Source organism: Paenibacillus sp. V4I9 (assembly GCF_030817295.1).
Classification (GTDB): Bacteria; Bacillota; Bacilli; order Paenibacillales; family NBRC-103111; genus Paenibacillus_E.
On record NZ_JAUSZE010000001.1, the window covers coordinates 6,541,824 to 6,560,305 of the forward strand.

Sequence of the window (18,482 nt, forward strand, 5' to 3'; positions counted from 1 at the left end):
AAAGAACAATTCCATAGAAGAACTCATACATCGAGTTATAACGGGAGGGTTACGAAATGCTAATTGAGCAACAGCTAGAGAATCAAACCTTATTTTTCCAGGCCTTTCAGTATGCTCCGATTGGTATGGTTCTCGTAGCAATTAATGGGAGCGTAATCAAAGCAAATTCAACTGTCTGCTCGATCTTAGGATTATCTGAGGAAGAATTACTCCTTAAGACCGTTCAAGAAATGACACATCCCAATGATTTAGACCTTGACCTTGCGTTTAGAAACCAATTAATAGAAGGTATGAGAGAATCATATCAAATGGAAAAACGTTTAATTAAGCAAGAGGGCGAGATTGTATGGGTACAAATAACGGTCTCCTTAGTAAAAAGTAAAGCTGGAGAACCCCTATTTTTCATATCTCAGGTTATCAATATCACCGATCGAAAGATCGCTTATAACGAAATACAGGAGAAAAAGCGCCTCTTAATAGAAAGAGAGCAACGCTATCGATCCGTTGTGGAGCATGCTTTTGATTTCATTACTATGCACAACCCTGACGGAACCTATCTCTACGCATCTCCTTCCTGTTATGAAGTTCTTGGGTATGCGCCTGAAGAAATGATCGGGAAGTCAGGTTATGAATTCCTTCATCCTGAAGATGTCCAAATGGGAAATCAGGATCATATAGCTATCCTTCAAACAGACAAGCATTCTAACAGGATCGTTCGAATACGTAAAAAGGATGGAAGATACATCTGGATCGAGTCAACTAGCAGCTCCCTTCTTGATTCAGAAACAGGCGAGCTTAAAGAAATTATCGTCGTTTCCAGAGATATTACCGAACGAATCAAAAAAGAGCGTAACTTGCAGGACAACGAACAGCGTTATAAATCCCTTTTCGACTATCACCCGGATCTAATTTATTCAATGGATTTGGAGGGAAACTACACCTCTATTAATCAATCTTTTGAAGAACTGATGGGTTATACGAAACAGGAAATGATAGAGAATCCGATAAACTTTCGTTCGGTCGTAGATCCTACAGATTATGAACAGGTAGAGCATCATTTCATTCAAGCGACAAAAGGTTTTGCACAGCGATACGAGGCGTCAGGTATAAATAAGACAGGGAGACATACGACCTTCGATGTGACCAATGTCCCGATCTTTGTTAATCAGCAAGTCATTGGTGTCTACGGAATTGCTAGTGATATCACATACCGAAAAGAATTGTGGAAAAAGCTAGAAGAAAGTCAAAATTTATACCAACTCATTTCAGAGAATGCGCAGGATATTATTTCGTATGCAACGCCTGATGGCGTAATTCGTTATGTTTCCCCTGCCATTAAGGCTTTACTTGGATATGAGCCTGTTGAATATGTGGGCAAAGTCGCAATCGAGTTCTGGCACCCGGATGATGTTGCTTCCTTTATCGATACAGGTATTCTGCTGAAATCAGATGTGGATACTTTTACTTGCCGAGTTCGTCATAAACAAGGACACTATGTCTGGTTTGAAACAACGGCAAAAATCATACGTAATGAAGACAGGGAAATTGTTAAAGTATTAGCTGTGGGAAGAGATATTAGTGAAAGAAAACGTGCGGAGCAAGAACTGAAAGCAGCGAAAGACCAGCTTGAATCCTTTATTGATCGAAATGTGGATCCGATTCTTATCCTTAATTTGGAAGACAGAGTAGTAAGATTGAATCATGCCTTTGAAAAAACGTATGGATGGACGGAGACCGAAATTGTTGGACTCCATGTACTTGATTTACCCAACATTCCACTTAAACTTAAACCAGAGGTCGTTCATAATCTGGCTAGAATTAAATCTTTTGAGGCCATTGAAGGATATGAAACCATTAGAAAAAGAAAAGATGGCGTTATTCTTACGGTTATGATTTCGAGTTTCACTATGCGGGGTGAGAATGGACATATTAATGGTTGGGCTGTGATCCTAAGGGATATCACTGACAAAAAGCAAGCGGAAGAGCTATTGATTAGGTCAGAGAAATTATCCATTGCGGGTCAATTAGCGGCAGGAATTGCTCATGAAATTCGCAATCCAATTACTGCAATTAAAGGATTCGTTCAACTCATGAAATCTGGCATCGTCGAGAAAAAAATGTATTTGGACATTATGGCCTCCGAAATCGAACGAATTGAAATGATTCTGAGTGAACTATTAATTCTTGCAAAACCTCAAATCATTCAAACGGAACGTAAAGACATTCGGATGCTCTTAGCACAAGTGACCACCCTACTAGATACGCAAGCCATTATCAACAATGTTCAAATCATCACGAAGTTTGATCCAGATATTCCCCCTATTCTGTGTGATGAAAATCAATTGAAACAAGTGTGTATTAACTTTATTAAAAACGCTATAGAAGCTATGCCCAAAGGCGGAAATATCGTTATTCAATTAACAAGTAAAAATGAAAATCATATATTACTTCGCTTTATCGATCAAGGGTGTGGGATTCCCGAATACATTCTTTCTAAGTTAGGAGAACCCTTCTACACAACAAAAGAACAAGGAACCGGACTAGGTTTCATGGTCAGTAAAAGGATTATAGAAAATCATCACGGAGAAGTCGCCGTGTTCAGTGAGGAAAATAAAGGGACAACGATAGAGGTAAGTCTTCCGATTGCGCATTAAAGCTTCGTATTACTCATGCTATGATACGCAAAAAAGACCATTAGCATAATGATGCTAATGGTCCAGTAATGCCTACTTGTTGTATATTCTATACATAAGCACTGCTGTTTCTGCCCTCGTTGCATTCCCGAGCGGATTGATTCTGCTGCCGTCCCCGTAGATAATTCCATTCTTGATTAGCGTAGCTACGCTTTGCTTCGCATAGGATGCGACTTCTGACCTGTCCGCAAATCCGTAAAGATTGTCCTCCGATTTTCTTTTTTTAAATACTTACAGCTACGCCACCCTTACTTGCTAGATTGGTTATTAGAAACTTTAACGGTCGCTGTATTGGTCGTTTTATTTCCTGCAAAATCAATAGCTGTATAGGTGATGGTGTATATTCGTCCTTTGTCCTTTTCCTTATTTTTATCGTTTTGGTTATCGTTGTTGTTATCGTTATTGTTATCATTGTCAGATTTTTCAGCACGAAGCATAAATTCAGTATCCAATGTACCGATGTTTGCGCCTTGGATGTCTTTTGACTGATCTCCATCACTTAACCCATTATCAGGTTCGTTGCTTGTGATGGATGTAAGAACAATAGATGAGATTCCAGAAAGGCTATCATTGGTGCCAACATTTGCTTTCACAATAATCAATTGATGATTTGGCGGCCACAAAGTAGTTTTATCCAAAACCAAATTCAGTGTAGGTGCCGTTTTATCAATTTGCACTACTGCCGTATGTGGTGACTCAATATTGCCTACCTTGTCAACGCTCCAATACGAGACCGTATGATTGCCCTCGGCCGTGATGGCAACGGAGGTGCCTTGTTGCTCTGCACCGCCATCCACGGTGTAGTAGGTGCCGGCTACGCCAGAGCCGTTGTCGCTAGCCGCGAACGTTACTGTAACGTCTTTGTTCGACCAGCCTGCGGGAGCATTATCGGACGTTATCGGTGCCGTTTTGTCGATGTTAATACCGTTCACTGTAACAGAAGCAGTATTCCCTGCACTGTCCGCCGCATCTCCTTGTACCCTTTGGTTAGCGCCCTCGGTAGAGATGGTGCTATCCTGCGCGCAGCTAACAGTACCTGACAAGGCATCCGTACAGGTGAAATGAACCGTCACATTACTGGGGTACCAACCACTCGCGTTTGCGCTGGTCGTCGGAGCGCCTGTGATGGTTGGGGAAGTTTTATCCAGCTGTACAACCGCCGAATGGGGGGATTCGGCGTTGCCTACCTTGTCAACACTCCAATACGAGATCGTATGATTGCCCTCGGCCGTGATGGCAACGGAGGTGCCTTGTTGCTCTACACCGCCATCCATGGTGTAGTAGGTGCCGGCTACGCCAGAGCCGTTGTCACTAGCCGTGAGAGTTAACGTAATGTCTTTGTTCACCCAACCGGCAGGAGCGTCATCGGTAGTCGTTGGTGGTATTACAGGTACAGTGCCTGCTTCCTGAACCGTAACCTGAGCCGTGGCAATCCTTCCACCATCCACCGTGGTCGCCGTAATCGTAGCAGTTCCATTGCCGATTGCGGTTACGGTTCCCGTGTTGTTGACTTTGGCAACAGATTCATTGCTGCTTGACCACAGGACGGTCTTGTTCCCTGCAAGATCGGGGACAACGGTCGCCTTCAATTGTGCCATCTGCCCCGGAATTAACGTGAGAGCCTGCTGATCCATCGTCACGTTAGTCACTTCACCAACCACAGGTGCAACTTCTACCGGTAGCGTTCCATTGATTCTCGCCAACTCTTCCGCTGTGATCGGCAGCACCGTTCCATGCCTCGGCGTCGGTATCGGGAGGCTGTATCCGCTTGAAACCGGGGTCCATATGCCGGAATCCAAATCAGTGGTGTAGAAAGGCTTGTAGCCCCCACCGGAAAAATAATCGATAAACAGATACCATTTATTTTCTCCGTTAGCCTTGAAAACCAGCGGTCCTTCTCCCGCAGGAATGCTCCCTTTCCCGATTCCTTCTTTAATCATGGTGAAGTTGCCGAAAATGGAGTTGCCTGATTCCTCGAATACCATCTTGCCGTTAGGTGAAGTGGCAGCGTTTAAATCACGTTCATCCTTGGTAAATCTGTAAATCTTCCCGTTGTTTTCAATCATCGTTGTATCAATGACCGAATAACCGGGGTTGTAATACTCTTGGGCTTCCGTAAAAGTATAAAAATCCCGCGTCTTCGCGTACATCATTCTTTCGTTCGGACTGCCCGACTTAGTGGCATCACTGTAGATCTTCGATGCCCAGAATACCACATATTCTCCAGTCGTTTTATCATAGAACGCTTCCGGTGCCCAAGTATTTCCTGCCAAATCGGAAGATACCTTAACCAGCCTTTGGTTGGACCAATGAATCAGGTCCGAAGATTCCCAGATCAACAGGGAAGTGCTGCCTGTTGTTTGAGCCCGGGTCCAATCTCCGTTGTTATTAATATTTAGATCTGTTGCGATCATGTAGAACTTATCACCATCCGGTGACCTAACAATAGAGGGATCTCTAACCCCTTTCTCACCCAAGTGAGAGGTAAATACAGGTTTGCCGCTGTTCAAATTGTTCCAGTGCAGCGGATCATTCCCATTACTCGATGCCAGGTAGAGCTGTTCACCATCTTTCGTGCCTTCGCCGATAAAGTAGGCAAACAGATAGCCTGCATAATTCGGCTTGGCGGGCAACATCTTGACATGTGCCGAGAACGCTTTGGTAAGAACCTCATCATTCATCCTGAGCGTTGCCGTTAATTTGATTTCCACATCTCCGGTACCTGCTGCGGGACGTTTCACCTCACCGGTTGGTGTAACAACGGCAGGATCCTCAGAGGACCATGAAATCAAGGAGCCGTAGTCACCTTTTACAGGCAATGTCAGATTGTCGCGGACATCGTTAATGTTATGTACCGTCAGGTTCTCAGCATCGTGTTTTAATTTCTCAGCATCTGCAAGCTGCTTAATGACGGTTACAGTAAAGGTTTTGGTTGCTGTTGATTGGCCATTACTGATGGTCGCCGTCAGCGTTACCGTTGCGTTACCGGCGACAGCTGCAGGACGTGTTACCTTACCTGTCTGACTATTGACCACAGCTTCATTGCTCGAAGTCCAGGTGATGGCACTTCCATACAAACCTCTGGTCGGGAGCGTCAAGTTGTCTTGTACAGCGCTGGTATCCCCGAGCGTCAGGTCCATCTGATCTGTTAAAAACATATCGCTCAGCTTGCTTCCATAGATCGCCTGAATTTCCGATGCGTCCAATGCTCTGTTGTATAAGCGGAAGTCGCTGACATTGCCTTTAAAATAAGGGTCGCCATAATTAGGCCACGGCTTACCGATAAAGTTGGCATTGGTCGGTTCCAGACTGCTCGGTTTTTTTGAAATCACATTGGTTTGTACAGCAACCCCGTCCACAAACAAGGTGGCGGTACCTGTCAAGGAAGAATAGGTCACCGCGACCTGCCTCCAAGAATTGACAGGAATCGAACTGCTGGCTACGCCACTCTCTCCGCTCCAATTCGTAGGCGTGATGGAGTATCTGAACCTGCCGCTCAGCGTCGGCGCGAAGTAGATGTATCCATTGTTCGTGTTGCTGAATGTCGCCAACCATTGCGGCGCCGCCGCAGTTGCATCCATCTTCATGAAGGCCGATATCGTTAAATCCTCAACCCCCTGGAGAAGGTTATTCGGCATTTGCACATATGCGCCATTATAACCACCGCCTAATTGAAGGGAGGTGCCTCCAATTCCTTGTCCCCAGGTTGCGCCGTCTTTGAGTACACCGTCATTCCCATTCCCCGATGAGTCAATAGCAGAAGTACCGCTGGTTTCATCCAGTTTATACCAAAGCAGCATTTCATTTTTTACCGTTACAGTCGCTTGGTATGTCTCTCCATTGTAAGCAACCTTAATAACTGCGGTCCCTTTATGGAGCCCGGTCACTATTCCCGAACCGTCCACTTCGGCGACGTTCGGATCCGAGGATTCAAACGTTGCTGTACCCGTAACATCTTCCACGGACCCATCTGCATGGGTTACAGTGACTATCGTCTTGTGTGTTTGGTTAAAGAACAACACATAAGATTGGGAATCCAGTCCTACCACATCTCCTGCTTTCAAAACGGTTACCGCAATGGTCTTAGTGTCCGTCGCAGACCCTTTAGTGATACTTGCTGTTAAATGAACAGTTGTATCTGTGTCTAACGGCCTGGTCACTTTGCCATCAATAGCAATAAGATCCGTACGATCGGAGCTCCATGTTATATTCACTCCGGCTGCATAGGTAGTCGGGAGTGTCAAGTTGCTGACCACAGTCGTAGTATCGCCGAGACTAAGCCCTTCTTTAACCGCCTGAACCGCCTCGCTGTCGGTCAGAGACTCGATCCATACATGCTTAATTTCATCGGCAGATAAGGCACGGTTATATAAGCGAAAATCCGAAATCTGCCCTTTCAAGTAATGATCTGCGGGATAAGCAGGCTTGCCGATATAGTTGGCTATAGTCGCTTCCATATCCTTGGGAGACAGCGTTACGTTCGATTTTTCGGCAATCTTGCTCCCATCCTCATAGAAAGTCATGGTTGTGCCGGATAAGGTCACAGCGACATTCTTCCACACGCCCTTGGAGATGGAAGACCCCTTCGCTGCGTTCTGTTCCGCGGACCATCTGTCATTCGTGATGCTGACACGGGAATTGCCGCCTCCATCAGTCAGCATACCAAAATATTTCGTACCAGAAGCCGAACCAGGGTCCTCGGCTGAACCAAACGTAAAGATCCAGTAAGGATTGCTGATTGTTGGATCGATAAACACATTCGTTGCCACCGTGACATCCGTTATATCAGCCAGAATCCCATTTGGCAGCTGTACGAAGCCGTTGCTTCCGTTCAGCGTGACAGCACCACTGCCATTTTTTGCTGTTCCCCATGAGGCGCCTTGACTCAGTGTACCAGTATGGCCGTTTCCGGTAGAATCGTTAACCGTTGTCCCGCTGCCCTCGTTGAATTTGTACCAAAGCTTAGGACTTGTATCGACCGGTTCTGGAAGTGGTTTCACATAACGGACGGAAATCCAACCTACAGCAGGCTTGTCGGAGCCTGCCTTAACCAGCTTTACGTCAAGCTGGTCCGTATCCACGTCCACAGTAAATTCCTTGAACTCCCGCTTGTCGCCAACCAAATAATTTTGAAGTTTGAGCTCGTTTTGAATATAGATGTCCATCAAACGGGATGACGAGTCCCAAGGGTCGTCAAAACCCATTTGTACGGTATAAGTTCCGTGTGGAACTTCAAATTTATAAGCGATTCCCTTTCCGTTATCAGTTCCGTCATATTGGCGAATCGACAGATAAGGATCTGTTTCATCACTCTTGGCCCAGGTTTTTCCGTCGTCCGCAACGTATCCCCAGGTTTTTCCGGAGATGGGGTCCGCTCCAAAAGTCTGATCAGGAACCGATTGTTTCACACCGAGTGTAACTCCGTTTTGAACGGCCGTCGCCCCTGCATCAACAAAATAGTAAAGATTAGGGTCCGCAGGGCCCACAGGAGTCGATGTTTTCACAATGGATATGGCGCTGGACAAGTCCCCTCTAACCGTTGTCATCCCAAAATAATACGGTGTGCCGTTCGTCAGGTTCTCTACCGTATAATGATTGACATTTCCCGGTACAGAAACATGATTGGCAAGATTCCCTTCATCTGTGCCATAAGCAATGTCGTAGGCGGCATTAAGGGTCTCGTCAAAATACAGGGTAACCTGGGAATTCCCTTCAGCTACGCGTTTGATAACCGGTTGAACGGGAATGCCGTTATCATGCTGAACCATGAGCCAACTGATAAGCGGCTTACTGTTTCCTTGTTTCGTGATCTTTACGTCAAGCACTCCATCCGTAACGGAAATGCCCACTACCCGTTTCACGTCTTGACCCGATCCGACCAAGTAGTTAGTAAGGACTTTTTGTCCCTCTACTTCAAGATCCATTACTCGGTCGGAACTATCCCAGGGATCATCGAAACCCAGATCCAGATTATACAGACCGCTCGGCACTTCAAATCGATAGCTTAAACCTTTGCCGTTTGTATTGCCATCGTACTGGCGAATGCTGTTCCAGCGATCCTCATTTTGGTTTGCCCAGGTTTGAGAATCATCGGCATCATAGCCCCACTTGTATCCAGTCAAAGGATCTTCCTGATAGGCCTGATCTTCCCCGCCGTTCCGGACACCAAACTCCTCGCCTGTTTCCAATTTATCAGGGCTTGAATCCCCGGCATCTACATAATACAACAATTCCTTCTCTACCTTGATCCAACTTAGCATAGGCTTGGAGCCGGCCTTCTTGAGAACCTTCACTTCAAGCTGACCATTCGACACATGGATGGAGTCAAACTGCTTTACTTCCTGGCCAATGCCAATGACATAATCAGTTAACGTCGTTATCCCGTTAATGGTCAAATCCATCTTGCGGTTAATATCAGACCAAGGATCGAAAAATCCGACTGTAACCCGGTACGCCCCATTGGGAAGATTGAATTTATAGGCAAGCCCTTTATTCAAGTCGTTCCCGTCATATTGCCGAATGGTCTCGAAATTGCTGGTGGCGTCTGTTCGGGCCCAAGTGGAATCACCGTCTGCTACATAGCCCCACATATTCCCGGTAACCGGATCCACCCCGTAGGCTTGATCCTCCACTCCGTTGAAGGCCCCAAAAGACTCTCCATCTTCTAAAAAAGCCGCACTTCCGTCTCCAGCATCCACATAATAAAGCAGCTGCGGTTCTTGGATATCGCGGGGTGCACCCGATTTTACACTTGATTCGGTCTGAATGGTGCCATTCATGGCAACAACCTTAAAATAATAAACTTGATTATTACTAAGTCCGGTTACTGCCGCATTTCCACCACTTACGGCCAATGTATTCTGCAAGTTATCGGGTGATGTGCCGTATTGTACCGTATAGGCGGTTGCCCCATCGACTTCCGCATACTTCAGGTCAATTCGATGGTTGCCGATATGAACGGTGTAGATCTCCGGAGCTTTCATCAAGCCATCCGCCCGGGTAACCTTTAAATAGCTAAACTGCGCATTACTCCAGCTATGCAGTCCTACCATACCGCTGCTGTAAGAGGAATCTATTACATCAAAGATCAACTCGCCATCCAGATATGCCTGAATATGCGGACCATCCAAAACAACTTTTAAAGGGTACAGTTGATTCAGCTTAGCCGAGAAGGCTTTCGAGTTGGTCATATTCGTGCCATTCTTCCGCAAGAAAAGGGCATCGTTCTCAAATCCAAAAGCATAGGCATGATTATAATCCGTACCGCGGAATACGATTCCCCAATCAGCGCCTAACTCTGAATGTTTGGCCGTAACAGAGATCATGCCGTCTATCATATTGATATTTTTGATGGAAAGCTCTCCTTGGTTATCTCCTCCGGATTGATGCTTGAGTAAACCATTTTCCATTTTCCATACACTGACGTCCGGATTGTAGGAATTCATAGTAGAATTCTGGAAATCATCTTCCCACGTAACGGTTTCGGCTTGAGGCGTTGCTTGAATGTTCGCTGTTGGTTGACCAACCCCACCTACACCAACAGAAGAAACTCGGAAGGAATAGCTTCGGCCGTTGGTCAGATGATCAACAGTTGCAGAATTCGTAGGGAGCTCTAAGATGTTTGGCGCCCCATTCTCCGTCGTCATCTCCAAAGAATACTGGGTGACGCCTTGCACCTCGGGGAATTCAAGTTGAACTTTGCCGTCACCTGGAATGGCAATCAGCTTACTTGGTGGTTGTATCGTTGGAGTAACTATCATTTCCGGAGACAAGGAGCTGGTATCCACTCCGTCCTGTGCCTGGATCGCCACGTAATAGGGACTGCCGTTGGTTAAGCCTGTAAGGGTTCCTTTATATATGCCATCCTGACCTGCGATTTCAACGGTTCCGTTGTAGGCACCACTGGAGGTTCCCCACTTTGCCAGATAATGTGGAACATTGGGATCAGCGGAAAATTGAATTTCCACCCCTCCATCAGTGGGATTAGCGGAAACCTGTTGTGGCGGACTCAGCTTCGGCGTCACGGATACCGTGTCCGAAGGAGAACTATCACCGTTATGGTTCACGGCTATTACCGCGATATAATAGATCGAATTATTCTCCAGGCCAAGGAGCGTGTAGTTTGAACCCGTCACGGGACCGGCTGTCCTATTCATATTGTCCGGGGATGTACCGTAGACGATCTTGTAGCTTTCGGCTTTTGAAACGTCGTTTATCTTGATTTCTGCTGCTTTATTCAAGGACTTGACCGAATCAATACCCGGTTTTTCCGGTGCTTGATTTGCCGCCGCATAGCTGCCGTCCAACGTAACAATAGACCTTGCAGGAATGGTATATTGGAAAGCACCGTCTGCATCGGCCGTTACCATGTCATGCTGAGCCAAACTTTCATTTGCGTTCGTCACATACGGCGTAAGATGATATACTTTTTTTCCTTCCGGCAACTGATTCAATTGAACAGTAACCGGCTTGTCCTCATTGGTGTAGTTCACGAAGACGGAAGTCATTTTATTATTGCCCTCATGCAAATAAGACGACCCCATCAGCCCCTTGGGATCATTCTCCGCCAATCCGGTCATGGCTATCCGCTTAGCGCCTGGACGAATAAATTTACTATAGTTCCCGAGCGCCCATAACATTTTGGAAGAATAGATCGATTGCTCGTCTCCCGGCATACCGTAATCCGTATAGATCAGCCCATCTTTATAATCTCCTTTGGATACAGCCGTCCACCATTGCCAAGCGGATGCATTCGCAACAGACAGATCATAATGAATCGTACGCGCTATCAAAAGTGCAGGATCGATGCCCAAGTCCCTGCCGTTCCCCTGCATTTCCCCGACATCGCCTAGGATGCAATGTTCACTCATCCAGTAGGAGGAACCCGGCAAGGTGCTTTGAAGATTCTCCCACAGCAGCTTCCGCAATTCCCCCAAGCGGTCCCCATTCCGATCCGAAACCGTATCTGACCAATAGGAATGGGAAGCGATTTTGTTACTGATTTTGGAAGCTATTTCAGGGTTGCCCAGAAGATCCTTTATATATTCCCGGAACTTGCCTACATTTAATTTATTGCTTCCTCCCTGATATTGCAGTTTGTTATCGTTAGGATTTTGGGAGGTGGCCATAAATTGCGCATATTTGGCATCGTCAAGCAGGGACAGGATTTCGACGCCATCCGGAGCACTGATTTTGGTCGTAATATTCTTATTCTGGAGCTCCGCATAAAGGCTATTAATGACATTGATCACGTCCGTGTTGTTATAGCGATTCGCCTCTTGACCGGCTCCATTCCAATCCCACGTAGGTTCGTTTATAGGGCTGATATAATTAAAATGAATGCCTGATTTGTCGAAATGATCCATAACATCCGTCAAAAATCCGGCGAACTTGCCTTCATAACCCGATTTAAGATTCGTAGAGCCGACGGTAGCATCCGGCTGTGCATGTCCGTTTTTGGTCATCCAAACCGGCGGGCTGTTCACAAATGCAATAAGATCTTTGACACCCCTATCATTTGCAGCTTTCAAAAACCATTGCTGGCCCGCCTGCTTCGACCAATCATAAGCACTACTCTCATCTTTCTTAAAGCTTTCCGCCCTTCTCCAAGGGATCGTAATGATACTTTCATCCGTATCGTTAGAACCGGCTCCAATATTAAACCGCCAGCTCGATAAGCCGATTCCCTTGTCCTGTGAAAATAATAAATCAGCAATCTTCTCTTTGTTGCTTTCAGACCATTCCTTTCCAATTGGATCCATGGACCACGCGTCTGAAGCGCCAAAGTTGTCAATGGTTTGAAAAGTTGAACTTGCATTGATGTTCACTAAAGTCCTGTTAACATCTGCAGCATGTGTTACAGTCGGTGCAATCGGACTGGCCGCTACCAGAACGGAAGTGATCATTGCCAGGGTGCGTTTTAACATCTTTATCCTCCTTCGGGCTATAACTTCGAAAAGCAATTTCGCTCGCTGCGTGTAGTAGTAATGAGGCCTAAAAAGCAGTCGTATATTAACTTGTGTTTACCTCAGTGCTTCCGGTGAAAGTTGGATGACCAGCTTCTTTCATTTTGGATAATTGCAATGGTTGGCCCTCCTTCAAATTCCTTTATAGCTTCGTTATGAAACCCATTTCATTGGCTGTTGATTTCTGATCATCAGCCATTAAGGATAGTATAGAATTTTATGTAATCGCTTACATTGAAGGAAACATCAAAATTTATAACAAAACTTTGCTTTTTACGTACTGCAACCATATAAAAAAGCCGTCCGTGAATAATATCTTTATTCACAGATTTTTTTCTTCAATAATTCACTGATTTCTTATACATTTCACAAAACAAAAAAAGCCAAATGTTGTGAGCTATACTCACACATTCAGCTTCTCCTTACAAACCAAAAATCGCATCAATAACTGGCTTCGTCGTCCCACCTGGATACATCAAATACAGCAAAACATACACCATTACGCCTGTAGGCGCCGTAAGCAGCCATACAATCGCGGCGACTCGTCCGATTTTTTTATGTTTTAGAAACTTGTTTTTGTAAGCAAACCATAAGGTGATTAGACCTAGCACTCCACCCACCGTTGCCAGCGTAATATGGAAGAACAAGAATAAGTGATACGGCAGCTTCAGACTCTCAGGCCCGCCAAATGCCGTGTTTCCTTCAAACAAGGTACGGGACATGTAGATGATAAAAAACGCTAGAGCGAAGATTGCTCCAAGTACCATCAGCTTTTGATGCGTTTCCCGATTCCCTCTTACAATATGATACCAGCCGAAACCAACAAATATGGCACTGATAACGATAAACATCGTAGAAATAGTTGGTAAAATGTGCATCTCCATAAATCCTTTCTAAGCGCGATTCCAATTCCCGCCCTGGTTATTCAAGCTCTCTTGTGTCTCAACAAGATCCATATCGTCTTCTTCCTTACGCTCTCTACGGTACCATCTAAAGAAAATATAGGCAAGTGTAGATCCATATACGACTTCTTGAATGATTTTCATAAGAACACCGCCGAGCTGTTGATCATCCAGTGGAGACAAATGAGTGAAAGGCACAGTAACGTTCGAATACATATCATAAATGATCGAATCTGCAAATATGATAAGCGCGCAGGCGGGTGTCAACAACATACCATTGCCGAAAATATACGCTAATTTCTTTAGGTCATTCAGGCGATTCAGCTCCGGAAGTGGACAAAATACAGGGAACCACATCATGAACGCAGTAATCAGAAGCACCGTATGATAACTTACAAGTAACACATCATTCTTCATCAAACCGTCCATAATAAAAGGCATGTGATAGATGGAGAAGAGCATATTGAACAAAAATAGCGCAATCAGCGGACGTGCGAAAAATGAAAATGTACCGCGGAAGACTCGATTTTGCATGAAAAGACGGAGCACCCAAGCAGGCGTACCTAGCCATATAAATATAGGAACAATTAAATAGAGAATCGTTTGCTGCAGCATATGAACACTAAACAAGTAATGATGTCCGATGTAGTTAATCGGACTTCCTTGTCCAATGTAGAACAGGACAAGCCCTGTAAAGAAATATAGCTTCTGTTTATCCGAAACTGGCTCGGCATCTGCGAAATTCCCATTCCCCTTAGCGACAAATCGACTATAGACATATCCGACAACGACGACCACCAACAGTATAACAGGATTCCACAAATCGAAAAATCCACCAATTTGGCTCATAGCTAATCTCTATCTCCTTTCAATTAAAAAAAGAGGAGGCACTTTGTCTAGACAAAGTTGCCTCTTCCTGCTTTCTTACCACCACATCCAATATACTGCTGTAATAACACCGGTGAGAGCAACGAAAGCTCCTGCACCCAAAAAAATAAGTGGGAATAAGTGTCCTCTTTCTTTGGCATGCATCCAGAACAGAAGTTGGACTAAAGCTTGCACAATACCCAAGGATACGATGAAGATTAAAATAAAGGAACGATCCAAGTCTCCGTAAAGAACGACAGCGAAAGCCAACATCGTGAGAAGAATCGAAATAATGTAAGACAAGTAGTGGTTCAATGGTGATTCATGCTTTACTCGTTTGCTAGGTGCGTGTGTATCATGAGAATTGCTGCTCATCTTAGTGACCCACCTTCCCCATCAGATAAACGACTGTGAAGATAAATACCCAGACTAAGTCAATAAAGTGCCAATACAAGGCTGCTACATAAAACTTAGGTGCTGTAACAACCGTAAGACCTTTTTTGAGTCCTTGCAAAATCAACAGTGTAATCCAGCAAACACCGAACGCTACGTGAGCTCCGTGGAATCCGACCAAGGTATAAAATGAGGTCGAGAAAGCACTTGTTGTAAATTTATGTCCTTCATGAACATATTCAAAAAACTCGTAAATCTCCATACCCAAGAACGAAAGACCAAACAATACAGTAACTGCCAGCCAAAATAACAATTGTCCCAGCTTTTGTTTGTGCATCGCAATGATCGCGAACACACTCGTTAAGCTACTTGTTAAGAGGATGAATGTAGACCAACCCACTGTTTTGAGTTTGAAAAGTTCATCCGCTGTAGGACCGTCTGGAACAGAGTTCCGAAGTGCGATGTAGGTTGCGAATAAACAACCGAACAACACAACTTCAGCACCGAGGAACAACCAAAATCCGAGAACTTTATTTTTCCCTTCGAGGGTAGCCGTTTCCGGATTAGCAGGCAGTGCGCCCGTATGATGAGTACTCATGCCTTTACCCCCTTGTCGTCTTCAAGCTCTTCCGGTTCAATATGCCAACCATGATCGTCGTATACGGAACGTAAGAACATTGCAATAAATGTAACAATGATACCCGCGGCAGCTACATAGTAGTTTTTGTACATAAAACCAAATCCTGCAATGAACAAACCAACGGACATAACAAGCGGTAATATGGATGAGGAAGGCATATGAATCGAACCTACAGGTTCTGCCGGAGTCATCTCTTTATTACCAGCCATTTTTTCTTTCCAAAGTGCATCTAAACCGCGAACAAGCGGCGTTTGTTTGAAGTTATACTCAGGTGCAGGTGAAGGAATCGCCCACTCCAATGTACGTCCATCCCATGGATCTGCAGGAGCCGTAACTGGTTTTCTTTGTGTTGCAATAATGTTGATCAGGAATACCAATGTACCGATACCCATCAAGAACGCGCCTACCGTTGATACTAAGTTACCTACTTCGAGATCATATCCGGGTTGGTAGGTAAAGACACGACGCGGCATTCCCATGAGTCCCAAGAAATGCTGAGGGAAGAATGTCAAATGGAAGCCAATGAAGAACAACCAGAAATGCAGTTTACCCATTCCTTCGTTCAACATACGTCCAAACATTTTTGGCCACCAGTAGTAAAGACCCGCGAACAAACCAAGCACTAGACCACCAACGATAACATAGTGAAAGTGTGCGACAACGAAATACGTATCATGATACTGGAAGTCTGCTGCTGGAATCGCAAGCATAACCCCCGTTGTTCCACCCATTACGAATGTTGGGATAAAGGCTGTTGCGAAAATATTTGCTGTTGTGAAGCGAATTTGTCCGCCCCAAAGTGTGAATAACCAGTTAAAGATCTTTACGCCAGTTGGAACTGCAATCGCCATTGTAGCAATCGCGAAGATAGAGTTAGCAACTGGACCTAAACCTGATGTAAACATATGGTGAACCCAAACCATGAAGCCTAGGAAACCAATCAAAACTGTTGCAAATACCATGGAGCTGTATCCGAAAAGACGTTTTTTCGAGAAAGTCGAAACGATCTCAGAAATAATACCAAATGCAGGAAGAATCAGAATGTAAACTTCGGGATGCCCGAAAATCCAGAATAAATGCTCCCATAAAACGTTGTTACCGCCTCTGGCTGCATCGAAGAATGCACCGCCAAAGATACGGTCAAACATTAGTTCAACAAGGGCAACCGTAATCGCAGGGAATGCAAGAACGATCAAACCAGAAGTAACGAAAGCAGACCACGTGAACATTGGCATACGCATATACGTAAGACCAGGTGCACGCATGTTGATAATCGTAACGAGGAAATTAATCCCCCCGATTAGAGTACCAATACCAGCAATTTGTAGTCCTAGTACGTAGAAATCAGTACCTTGAAGGTTGTTTTCAAGTGTTTGTCCCCAACTGGTGTCCGTTATCGAGGATAATGGAGCATACCCCGTCCAACCAGCATCAGGTGCTCCACCCAAGAACCAACTTGTGTTCATCAGTACGCCACCTGCGATGAACAACCAAAGACCAAGTGCGTTAACGAAAGGGAACGCAACGTCCCTTGCACCAATTTGTAGAGGAACGATGGCATTCATGAATGCGAAGATAACCGGCATAGCCGCAAAGAAAATCATCGTTGTTCCGTGCATCGTCGTTAATTGGTTAAATGAATCGCCGATAAAAATATGCTGATCGGGAAAAGCGAGTTGAATCCGAATCAAGATGGCTTCAAGTCCTCCTACGAGGAAGAAGAAGCCGCCCGCTATTAAGTACAGGATACCGATTTTTTTGTGATCGACTGTTGTAAGCCAATCCATCAAACCGCTGTATTTCTTTACTGGATGAGAGTGAGCCAACGTATTAACCTCCTTTAACTGAGAAGTTTATTTCAAAGTCTGTAAGTACTGAACAATATCTTTAATTTGACCGTCATCAAGCTTGCCGCCTGCTTCTTTACCAAAAGCCGGCATTTTGTTGCCCGGTTTTTGTTCTTGCGGATTATGTATCCACAACGCCATTTTCTCAGGAGTGTGTTCCAGAATACCAGCGAGCGTATCGCGATCAGCGAAACCTTTAAGGTTAGGAGCAACACCAGGACCGTTCGCATTAACAGCGTGACAAGACATACAATTTTCTTTGAAAAGCTCTTCACCTTTTTGCGCAGTTGCCGGCACACTAGTAGGAGCTTTCATTTTCGCTACCCACGCGTTGAAATCGGCTTCGGACTTCGCTTGAACGGTAAAGTTCATCAAGGCATGCGAGGCTCCGCAAAGCTCTGTACATCTTCCTTGGAAGGTTGCAATTTCGTCAGCTTGAAGATAAAGCGTATTATGGATACCTGGATTTGTATCCACTTTACCACCTAGGGATGGTACCCAGAAGGCATGAGACACGTCAGCTGAAACAAGATCGAATGCAATAATTTTATCCTTAGGTACGACAAGCTCTTGAGCTGTAGCGATGCCTAAATCGGGATATTCAAACTGCCACCAGAATTGATGCGCAGTTACTTTGACATGAACCGCAGCTTTGTCCTTATTGTAATTCGTTGAATGCTTAAATGTGTAGGACACTGTTGGCACCGCAAGTACTAACAGAAGGAGAATCGGAACGACTGTCCAGATAATCTCAAGCACGTGGCTACCTTCAACTTGCTTAGGTACGCTATTATCACCTTCACGCTTACGAAAGCGAATTAACACATACACATAAATTGCAAATACGACAATTACGACAAAAACCATGATAAAGAGACTTAATTTCATTAAATAAAGCTGCTCGGTTGCCACAGGACCTTTTGGCATTAAAGCAGACAAGGTTGGGTCTCCACACCCGGTTAGCAAGAACGTCATTGCCGCTAAAAGGGGCACCAGACGCCATAACTTTTTCAATCGACTCATTGTATCAACCCCACTTTTAAAACAATATTTTTACCACGAAGGCCATGCCCATGTCAATTCACTTTATTAACTATAAATTCGTGAAAAGTTTTTGTCAATCGCTGGAGGGAAGTTCACAAATTGTTCTTAAACCGCTCTGTAGCGATATATTT

8 protein-coding genes and 1 pseudogene are annotated in these 18,482 nt (G+C 44.9%); 1 reads left to right on the top strand and 8 read right to left on the bottom strand.

The genetic code is table 11. From position 1 onward, the window contains the following. Positions 1-56 precede the first annotated feature (56 nt). A complete protein-coding gene (locus tag QFZ81_RS30180) occupies positions 57-2,654 on the top strand; it encodes a PAS domain S-box protein (RefSeq protein WP_307605697.1) in 2,598 nt (865 codons plus the stop codon). A gap of 72 nt (positions 2,655-2,726) precedes the next feature. Here QFZ81_RS30180 and QFZ81_RS37540 read toward each other — a convergent pair. The 8 genes and pseudogenes from QFZ81_RS37540 to coxB all read right to left on the bottom strand — a co-directional run. Beyond that, positions 2,727-2,873 (bottom strand): annotated as a pseudogene (locus QFZ81_RS37540) (S-layer homology domain-containing protein); the annotation flags it as partial. Between the two features lie 68 nt (positions 2,874-2,941). Next, a complete protein-coding gene (locus QFZ81_RS30185; RefSeq protein WP_307605698.1) occupies positions 2,942-12,619 on the bottom strand; it encodes a glycoside hydrolase in 9,678 nt (3,225 codons plus the stop codon). Positions 12,620-13,080: 461 nt separating this feature from the next. Continuing rightward, positions 13,081-13,542, bottom strand: coding sequence for a DUF420 domain-containing protein (locus QFZ81_RS30190; protein WP_307438525.1), 462 nt, complete (start codon positions 13,540-13,542; stop codon positions 13,081-13,083). 9 nt (positions 13,543-13,551) lie between these two features. Continuing rightward, positions 13,552-14,409: a cytochrome c oxidase assembly protein gene (locus tag QFZ81_RS30195; protein ID WP_307605699.1), complete on the bottom strand. Its 858-nt coding sequence runs from the start codon at positions 14,407-14,409 to the stop codon at positions 13,552-13,554. A 75-nt stretch (positions 14,410-14,484) separates the two neighbouring features. Next, positions 14,485-14,802 carry a cytochrome C oxidase subunit IV family protein gene (locus QFZ81_RS30200; RefSeq protein WP_307438521.1) on the bottom strand — a complete coding sequence of 106 codons (318 nt, stop codon included), beginning with the start codon at positions 14,800-14,802 and terminating at the stop codon, positions 14,485-14,487. A gap of 1 nt (position 14,803) precedes the next feature. Further along, positions 14,804-15,418, bottom strand: coding sequence for a cytochrome (ubi)quinol oxidase subunit III (locus tag QFZ81_RS30205; protein ID WP_057304211.1), 615 nt, complete (start codon positions 15,416-15,418; stop codon positions 14,804-14,806). After that, entirely contained in the window at positions 15,415-17,286 is a 1,872-nt protein-coding gene (gene ctaD / locus QFZ81_RS30210; protein WP_307438519.1) for a cytochrome c oxidase subunit I, read from the bottom strand. The genes QFZ81_RS30205 and ctaD overlap by 4 nt, the downstream gene beginning before the upstream one ends. Positions 17,287-17,313: 27 nt before the next feature. Then, positions 17,314-18,330 (bottom strand): cytochrome c oxidase subunit II, encoded by a 1,017-nt coding sequence (coxB, locus tag QFZ81_RS30215; RefSeq protein ID WP_307605700.1) that lies wholly within the window; start codon positions 18,328-18,330, stop codon positions 17,314-17,316. Between the last annotated feature and the right edge of the window lie 152 nt (positions 18,331-18,482).